We start from the raw sequence: 7,604 nt of genomic DNA, 5'->3' as shown, positions 1-7,604 counted from the left end.
AATTCACGTAAGCAACTCCTTGGCTCACAGAACGACATGGCTACGATCCGACTTAGCCTCCTTTCGAGCTGCCGCATATCCCATCCCTTTCCCGGCTTCTTCCATGACCGGTTCCGTGATCGGTTCCAGGCGCTGTCCAGGCGGTTTCCAGGCGGTTTCCAGGCGGCTCCTACTGACCCCTGCAGAGAGGATCTCCTTCCATGCGTCGTGCCTTCAGTCGACGGCTCGACAAAGTGTCACGCTCCCCACTGGTCGCTGTCGACGGCTTGATCCAGACCCTGTCCGAGGGGCCGGTCAGCAAGCTGCACCAGGGCAAGACCTACTTCGAGCCGTGCGCACGCCCGCGCCCGTGGCTGAGAGAGGAGTTCGGCCTCGGCGCCGAGGACCACGCGCCGCCCAGCGGCGCGCCGATGCTGCGGCGCGCGCTGAGTTCGCACATGAGCAGGCGGTGGGGTCAGGACGTCCCCGTCGACCAGGTCATCGTCACGAACGGTGCGACACACGCCATCTCCTCCGTGCTGCACGCCGTACTGGAGGAGGGTGACGAGGTCCTGATCCTCTCTCCTCAATGGCTGTTCGCCCACGGCCTGGTCCGTGCGGCCGGCGGCGTCGCCCGCGAGGTCCCGGTCTTCCTGGAGCTGTCCGACGACCCTGCCTACGACTTCGTCAGCCCGCTCCAGGCCGCCGTCGGACCACGCACCCGGGCCGTCTACTTCAACAACCCGAACAACCCGACCGGCTTCCGGCTCGACCGCGAGCAGCTCGCGCGGCTGGTCGCCTTCGCCGAGCAGCACGACCTCTGGCTGATCGCCGACCACGCGTACGAGAACTACGACTTCAGCGACGAGGGCTACCTCGACGTGGCGCTGCTGCCCGGCGCCGCTGAGCGCACCTTCTCGGTACACACGTTCAGCAAGACCTACGCCATGCCCGGGCTGCGCACCGGATATCTGGTGACACCACCAGGACTGGGTGACCTGCTGACCAAATGGGGCCTCTACACCCTGTATTCGGTCGCCACCGCCTCGCAGTTCACCGCCTACACGGCGCTCAGGACCTCGCAGGAGGAGCTGGCGCTTCGCCGCAAGAAGGCGGCGGAGGCGCGGGACCTCACCGAGCGCCTGCTGACCGTGCCCCACACCACGGTCCAGGGCGGTCTCTACACCTTCCTCGACCTCTCCGGGTACGGGGGCACCCCCCAGGAGTTCCTGCACGCGTGCATCGCCGCCGGGGTCTCGCTGGCGCCGGGCGAGGCGTTCGGCGAGCACTGCGCGGGGTGGGCGCGGCTGTGCTTCACCGCGGTGGAGCCCGCAGAGCTCAGCACCGCCCTGGACAAGATCAATTCCGTGTACGCATCCGCGTACTCAGGGGAGGCTCGATGACCAGCAACGCCCTCGCGCCCGCGGCGCTCAGCACGCATGAGCCCCACGAAGCGGCCGACGCCATCCGCCCGTACCTGCACCGGTACACCAGCCCGGCCAAGCTCGGTATCAAGGTGAACCTGTACCGGGACATCGAGGTCGAGGGTCTCGCCCAGGCCCTGCGGGCCCCCGACCTGGCGGACTGCCCTGTCGAGTGTCTGATGGTCGGCGACTCGTACTTCATGACCCACCTGGGCCGCCCGGGCACGGCCATGAGGGACGACCAGGAGAGGGCCTGGGCCCTTGAGGTCATGCTCGGTCTGGTGGCGGAGGTCCACGCCTCCATGGGCGCGTCGCTGCCGCGGGCGCGCCGTCCGTTCCTCCTCGCGGACCTCCCGGACGGAGCGGCGGACACCATCGCGGGGGCGGCGTCGGCCGCGGAGCGGTTCATGGCCGCCGGAGCGGACGCGGTCAAGATCGAGGCAGTCGGCCCGGAGAGCCTGTACTGCGCGGAGGCCGTCGCCAAGCTGGACATCCCCACCGTCGTCCACCTCGGCTACACCCCGCAGCGCGGCGATCTGACCCGTCGCGGCAACACCATCGACGACGCGGCCGCCCTCTTCGCCGAGGCCCGGCGCGCCCGTGACGCGGGAGCGTGCGGGCTGGTCCTGGAGATGGTGAGCGAGCCGGTCAACGCGGCCCTCAGCCGGCCAGGACCCGGCTCGCTACCGGTGTACTCGGTCTTCAGCGGCCGGGCCGAGTACGGCGGTTACAGCCTCAACGTCTGGGACGCGGTGGTGAGGTCCGCCGTGCCCCGGCAGCTCTTCCCGCCGACCCCGGTCATCGACGTCGCTCAGGTACCCGAGCGGTATACGCCCGACCTACTCGCCGACCGGCTCGGTGAGCTGCTCCGCATGACCGTCGCCGGTGACTTCCCGCGCCACCTGAAGAACCGCATGTCCCCGGACGACCAGCAGGTGCTGGCGGACACCGACCCGTGGAGCCAGTCATGAGCGCGAGCGCACCGCACGCCGCCGAGGTCCAGGGCACCGAGGTCCAGGGCACCGAGGTCTTCGACGCGATGGAATCGGCGATACGGACGTACTGCCGCCGTTTCCCCGCTCTCTTCACCACGGCTCGCGGACATCGGCTCTGGGACGCGGACGGCCGGGAGTACACGGACTTTCTCTCCGGCGCCGGTGTCCTCAACTACGGCCACAACCACCCGCGGATCAAGCGCGCGGTACTCGACTACATCGAGAACGACGGCGTCGTCCACTCCCTGGACCTGCACACCTCCGCGAAGGCGACCTTCCTGGAGCGGTTCCGGGACGTGGTGCTCGCCCCACGCGGCCTCGACTACCGGGTGCAGTTCACCGGACCGACGGGGACGAACGCGGTGGAGGCCGCGCTGAAGGTGGCGCGCAGAGTCACCGGTCGAACAGGTGTGGTCGCGTTCACCGGCGGATTCCACGGGCTTTCGCTCGGCGCACTGGCGCTGTCCGCCACCTCCTTCAAGCGCGCCGCGTCCGGCGTACCGCTCGACCATGTGACCCGGATGCCCTACGACGGGTACTTCGGCGAGGGCGTGGACACCGTCGCCTACCTCCGCGCGATGCTGGAGGACCCGGGCAGCGGGGTGGACCAGCCGGCCGCGATCGTCCTGGAGACCGTGCAGGGCGAGGGCGGCCTGAACGCCGCCGGGACGGACTGGCTGCGCCGGCTGGCACGGCTTGCCGCCGAGCGGGACATCGTCCTGGTCGTCGACGACATCCAGGCCGGCTGCGGACGCGCCGGTCGCTTCTTCAGCTTTGAGGAGGCGGGGATCACCCCGGACATCGTCTGCCTGTCCAAGTCGCTCAGCGGTTACGGACTGCCGATGGCGTTGACTCTGGTACGTCCCGACCTGGACCGGCTGGGCCCGGGCGAGCACAGCGGTACGTTCCGCGGCCACAGCCTGGCGTTCTCCGCGGCGGCCACTGCCCTGGAACTGTGGGCGGACCCCGAGTTCGAGCCCCGCCTGTCCCGTACCGCGAGCCGGCTGGAGGGGCGGCTGACGGCCCTCGCCGAGCGGTATCAGGCACAGGGCTGCGAGGTGCGGGGACGCGGCATGCTGCGTGGTCTCGCCTTCACGGACCGGGGACTGGCGTCGCGGGTTTCGTCGCACGCGTTCGCGCGGGGCCTGCTGGTGGAGACCTCGGGAGCGCTCAGCCAGGTGCTCAAGGTGATGCCGCCGATCGTCATCGACGACGACGCACTCGACGGCGGACTCGACCTGCTGGACGCGGCGATCGGGCAAGCAGTTCAGCAGACGGTACAGGAGGAGACGAAGTGAAGCGTGACCAGCTCGGGGAAGAAATGACTGCGGCGACCCGGCCCGAGACCGGCGGCGAGCAGGACCTCATCTCGGGGAAGACGCTGCGCCGGATCTCGGACGCCTGGCTGGGCCGTGCCACCATCCGCACCGATCTCGAGGCGATCGAGCAGCCGGACGCCTACCAGGAAGGCCTGCCCGACTATCCGGTGCGGCTGCTGCCCTTCGCCGAGCATCCCGACTTCCTCGCCGCCTCGCCCGAGCAGCGCGAACAGGTGCTCACCTCCGCCTGGATCGCGTACAACGAGCGGGTCATCGCGGCGGAGGAGAAGGTCGCCAACCCCACCTTCGCGCGCATCGTGCACGGTGTGTTCCCGGGCGCCGACAGCTTTGAGATCAAGAGGTCGGTCCAGCAGGCCCATGTGGACGAGACGTGGCACACGTATATGCACATGATGGCGATGCAGCGCACCCGGGACGTGCGCGGCATCACCGACGAGCCCGAGTACCCGCCGACGGTGACGTACCGGATGCTCGCCGCCGCGCAGGCCGACGCGTCGGAGGCATGGAAGCGGGACCTGCTGGCGCTCGTGTGGACGACGGTCTCCGAGATCAGCGTCAACGCCTACCTGGAGTTGCTGTCCCGGGACAAGACGATCCAGCCGCTGCACTCGCTGGTCCCGCGGCTGCACGCCAAGGACGAGTCCGCCCACGGCTCGGTCATGGTCGAGGTCGCCAAGGCGCTGTATGTGCACATGAACGCCGAGCAGCGCCAGGCGTTCGCCGATGCGCTGCCGCGCGCGCTGCACGCCTTCGTCGCCCAGGACTTCAAGCTGTGGCCCGTGGTGCTGCGGCACGCCGGAATACGGAAGGCCGAGGACATCGTGGAGGACTGCAAGCGGGCGGCCGGGAGCAATCTCCTCGTACGGGACTTCTCCGGGGTGCGGCGTGTGGTGCGAGGACTGGGCCTGGAGGACCAGGTGGACTTCGACTTCGCCGACACGGCGGCCTGAGATGGTGGTCGGCCACCGGGAGGTCCTCGTCTTCGTCGACAGCGACTACGCGGACACGCCGTACGACAAGTGGGTCGCCGGAACAGACGTCCAGCTGCGGCTGCTGGTGTCGGCCGGAAAGTACGCGCAGTACCGGCACATCGACGGTGCCCGGGGTTTCGCCGACTACGCCGGCAGTGGCGAGGCCGACCAGGCGGCTCTGGAGACGGCGGACCGTGTCCGGCCGCACGCTGTCGTCGCCCGTATGGAGGGTGACCTGCTGCGGGCGGCGCGCCTGCGCGAACTGCTCGGCGTTCCGGGACAGGACTGGGCCAGCGCCAGCGCGTTCCGCGACAAGGTGCTGATGAAGCGCCTCGTGCGAGAGGCGGGCATCGCCGTGCCGGAGTTCGCGCCGGTACGGGTGACGATGGACCTGCTGGGCTTCGTACGGGAACACGGGTACGCGGTGGTGGTGAAGCCCGCCTTCGGGTCGGGCTCCACCGGCACCCGGGTGCTTCGGGGGCCGGGCGACCTGGCGGAGCTGCTGCGCTCCGGGCTGCCCGAGCGGGCCGAGGTGGAGCGGTTCGTCGAGGGACCCATGTACGTGGTGGACGGTCTGGTCGCGGGCGGCGAGGTGGTCGCGACCTTTGTGTCGCGCTACCTCAACGACTGTCTGTCCTTCCAGTCCGGCGCCTACCTGGGGTCGGTCCAACTGACCGACGACCGGGCGTTGATACGGCGGCTGGACGCGTACGCGCGACAGGTGATGGCCGCCCTGCCGACGCCCTCGTGCACGGCGTTCCATCTGGAGGTCTTCCATACGCCCGAAGACGAACTGGTGTTGTGCGAGGTCGGCAGCCGTACGGGCGGGGCGCTGAGCGCGGCGGCGATCCTGGCCGCCACCGGATTCGACGTGGACCAGGAGTGGTTCAGAGCCCAACTGGGCGAGGACGTGTCGGAGCCCGAGCGGCGGGACGCGGCCGGCTGGGTGGTGTTCTACCCGGAGTCGGGAACCCTCGCGGCCCTGCCGGACAGCCCCCCGTCCTATGTCGTGGAGCAACGGATACGGGGGGTGATCGGCACCGAGTACCAGGGTGGTGAGAAGTCCGGCGTGTATCTGGCCGCGTACGTGGTGACCGGGGCGGACGAGTTCGAGGTGGCGCGGCGGGCCGATGAGCTGGCCGACTGGTACGCGGCTGGGGTGCGCTGGGATTCCGGGGCTGCCGGGGCTTTCTGAGGCTTCAGGGGCGTGAGGGCTCTGGCGGGCGTTGTCCCGCCGGAGCCCTCTTCTTCGTACGCTTCGGGCCGGCACCCCGCGGTGCGGTTCAGCGCCGGTCCTTCTCCGACCGTCCCGAGGGGAGCGGGCCCGAGCGTGCGGGCAGACCGTCGATGCTCTTGCTGTTCTTCTCGAGCATGTAGTCCTCCAGCTGCTGGTCGCTTTTGCGCTCACCCCACTTGTCCTGCAGGTCACGCTCCCGGACCAGGGTCATCTCGGGCACCGCGAACCCGCACGAGTCGGCGATCCGGCTCAGCTCCACCACCACGATGGACCGGGGGATCGGATGCGTGCCGAATCGGCCGATGAGCGCGTCCCACCGCTCGGAGCCGGGGAACACGCTGTGCGCCTGGCCGTACAACCGCAGGATCTTGGGCTGCCGGGTGAAGGAGCAGAACATCAGCGTGATCCGCTTGTTGTCCCGGATGTGGGCGATCGTCTCCGCTCCCGACCCGATCAGGTCCAGGTAGGCCACCGTGGTGTCGTCGAGTACGGCGAAGGTGTCCATACCGCCCTTGGGCGAGACGTTGACATGGCCGTCGGATGAAAGCGAGGCCGTGCCGGTGAAGAAGAGCGGAGCCTGCTCGATGAATTCGCGCAGCGCCGGCGTCAGGGCGGGATAGATCTTTCCCATGTCACCTCACCTGCCGGGAGTCGGATCGAGCGGCCACGGACACGGACACGGACACGGCCACGGACGGCGGCGCAGCTGCGAACCCGGTCATGCCCGTAGCTCCTGCCCCGCCGCGGTCTCCAGCCACCGGACGACCTCGACGTTGTCGGCTGTGGCGGGCAGGCCCTTCTCCGCCCGCTCCCACAGTTCCCGGCACGCGGTGCCGAACGCCGCCGGACCGCGGGTCGTCGCCAGCAGGTCGGTCGCGATCCGGATGTCCTTGAGCATCAGCCGCAGCGCGAAGCCGGAGTCGAACGTCCCCGGGAGTACGTGGTCGACGAGCTTGGTCTCCGAGGCGTGGTTGCGGCCGGTGGACGTGTTGATCACGTCCAGCATGGTGGCTGCCTCCAGTCCGAAGGCCCGTCCCGCCAGCATCACCTCGGCGACCGCGGCGAGATTGACGGCGGACAGCAGGTTGTTGAGTGCCTTGAGCGCGTGTCCGGCGCCGGCCGGACCGACCCGGTGGACACGGCCCAACGAGCCGAGCACGGTCTCCGCTCCGGCAACGGCGTCGGCGTCGCCGGCCGCCATCAGCGTCAGCTCTCCCGCCCGAGCGGCGGCCGGGCTCCCGGACACCGGGGCGTCCACCACGGCCACGCCGTACCCGGCGGCGATGCGGCCCAGCTCGATCGTGCCGTCCGGCGCGCTGGACCCCGTATCGATGAGCAGCGCCCCGGGCTTCAGGTGGGGCAGCAGCTCGTCCGCCAGCAGGCGGACGGCCGAGCCGTCGGGGAGCATCGTCACCACGTAGGGAGCGTCGAGCTCGGACGCGGCCGCCACTGCGGTGACACCCGGGTGCCGGGCCACCTCCTGGAGCGCACGGGAATCCACGTCAAAGGCCGCCACGTCGAAGCCGCGGTCGGCGAGCCGACGGCACATTCCACTGCCCATGGAACCGAGTCCCGCAAAAGCTACCCGCACCTTACTAGTTCCCTCTTCGGACATCGCTGCATCAACTCCCCAGCAAGCTACGTATGATCAGAAACAG

The 7,604-nt window shown here is 69.6% G+C and carries 7 protein-coding genes; 5 read left to right on the top strand and 2 right to left on the bottom strand.

Annotated elements, in window-relative coordinates:
• The first annotated feature begins 200 nt into the window (after positions 1 to 200).
• The 5 genes from ABEA26_RS33870 to ABEA26_RS33850 are packed head-to-tail and all read left to right on the top strand — an operon-like array spanning position 201 to position 5,904.
• Positions 201 to 1,382 carry a pyridoxal phosphate-dependent aminotransferase gene (locus ABEA26_RS33870; RefSeq protein WP_345597618.1) on the top strand — a complete coding sequence of 394 codons (1,182 nt, stop codon included), beginning with the start codon at positions 201 to 203 and terminating at the stop codon, positions 1,380 to 1,382.
• Positions 1,379 to 2,374: a 3-methyl-2-oxobutanoate hydroxymethyltransferase gene (locus tag ABEA26_RS33865; protein WP_345597616.1), complete on the top strand. Its 996-nt coding sequence runs from the start codon at positions 1,379 to 1,381 to the stop codon at positions 2,372 to 2,374. The genes ABEA26_RS33870 and ABEA26_RS33865 overlap by 4 nt, the downstream gene beginning before the upstream one ends.
• Complete coding sequence (gene ectB / locus ABEA26_RS33860) at positions 2,371 to 3,696, top strand: diaminobutyrate--2-oxoglutarate transaminase (protein WP_345597615.1); 1,326 nt, start codon at positions 2,371 to 2,373, stop codon at positions 3,694 to 3,696. The genes ABEA26_RS33865 and ectB overlap by 4 nt, the downstream gene beginning before the upstream one ends.
• Positions 3,693 to 4,688 carry a diiron oxygenase gene (locus ABEA26_RS33855; protein ID WP_345597613.1) on the top strand — a complete coding sequence of 332 codons (996 nt, stop codon included), beginning with the start codon at positions 3,693 to 3,695 and terminating at the stop codon, positions 4,686 to 4,688. The genes ectB and ABEA26_RS33855 overlap by 4 nt, the downstream gene beginning before the upstream one ends.
• 1 nt (position 4,689) lies before the next feature.
• Complete coding sequence (locus ABEA26_RS33850) at positions 4,690 to 5,904, top strand: ATP-grasp domain-containing protein (protein ID WP_345597612.1); 1,215 nt, start codon at positions 4,690 to 4,692, stop codon at positions 5,902 to 5,904.
• Positions 5,905 to 5,992: 88 nt separating this feature from the next.
• Here ABEA26_RS33850 and ABEA26_RS33845 read toward each other — a convergent pair whose 3' ends face one another.
• Together ABEA26_RS33845 and ABEA26_RS33840 are read right to left on the bottom strand one after the other, a co-directional pair.
• On the bottom strand, positions 5,993 to 6,577 hold the full coding sequence (locus ABEA26_RS33845; RefSeq protein WP_345597610.1) for a pyridoxamine 5'-phosphate oxidase family protein: 585 nt from the start codon (positions 6,575 to 6,577) through the stop codon (positions 5,993 to 5,995).
• 87 nt (positions 6,578 to 6,664) lie between these two features.
• Positions 6,665 to 7,561 (bottom strand): NAD(P)-dependent oxidoreductase, encoded by an 897-nt coding sequence (locus ABEA26_RS33840; protein ID WP_345597608.1) that lies wholly within the window; start codon positions 7,559 to 7,561, stop codon positions 6,665 to 6,667.
• Positions 7,562 to 7,604 lie beyond the last annotated feature (43 nt).

The organism is Streptomyces marokkonensis, from assembly GCF_039539045.1.
Taxonomy (GTDB): domain Bacteria; phylum Actinomycetota; class Actinomycetes; order Streptomycetales; family Streptomycetaceae; genus Streptomyces; species Streptomyces marokkonensis.
This window is presented reverse-complemented; position numbering and strand designations above follow the sequence as displayed.